The sequence below is a fragment of the Weissella cibaria genome (genome assembly GCF_004521965.1).
GTDB lineage: Bacteria > Bacillota > Bacilli > Lactobacillales > Lactobacillaceae > Weissella > Weissella cibaria_A.
Genome location: NZ_SDGK01000085.1, coordinates 1 through 357, shown reverse-complemented (window position 1 = coordinate 357; position 357 = coordinate 1). Strand labels below are relative to the sequence as shown.

Genomic DNA, 357 nt, shown 5'->3' with positions numbered 1-357 from the left:
TGCTGGCAAAACATTAGTTTTGCGCGGTAGAAGTGTTGTTTTGCCAATTATCGACAAAAATTTGGCGCAGGAACACCACATCACACGCGTTTTGAGTGCTTTGCAAATTCCAATGTCCACTTACTCTGACTGGATTCATTGGGAGCCAAGCGCCCCAAGCAATACAACACAACAATCTGCGAATTGCCGTCAAATCAATTTACACGGCCAATAAAGGCATCTATGGTTATCGACGCATTGCAAAAACCATGCGAGACTTATTCAAAATGGCGATTAGTGATCGCTTTGTATGGCAGTTGATGAGTGAAGCCGGCATAAAATATCGTATGCAAAGGCGATATAACAAGCCCACAACGG

Annotated in this window: 1 protein-coding gene and 1 pseudogene; both read left to right on the top strand. The window is 43.7% G+C overall.

Annotation, left to right across the window (positions count from 1 at the left end; all coding sequences use genetic code 11):
• A pseudogene (locus tag EST42_RS11255) lies at nucleotides 1-214 on the top strand (hypothetical protein); the annotation flags it as partial.
• Nucleotides 126-357: helix-turn-helix domain-containing protein (locus tag EST42_RS11625; RefSeq protein WP_425335786.1), on the top strand; the 232-nt coding region annotated here is incomplete at its 3' end. The pseudogene EST42_RS11255 and the gene EST42_RS11625, both read left to right, overlap by 89 nt.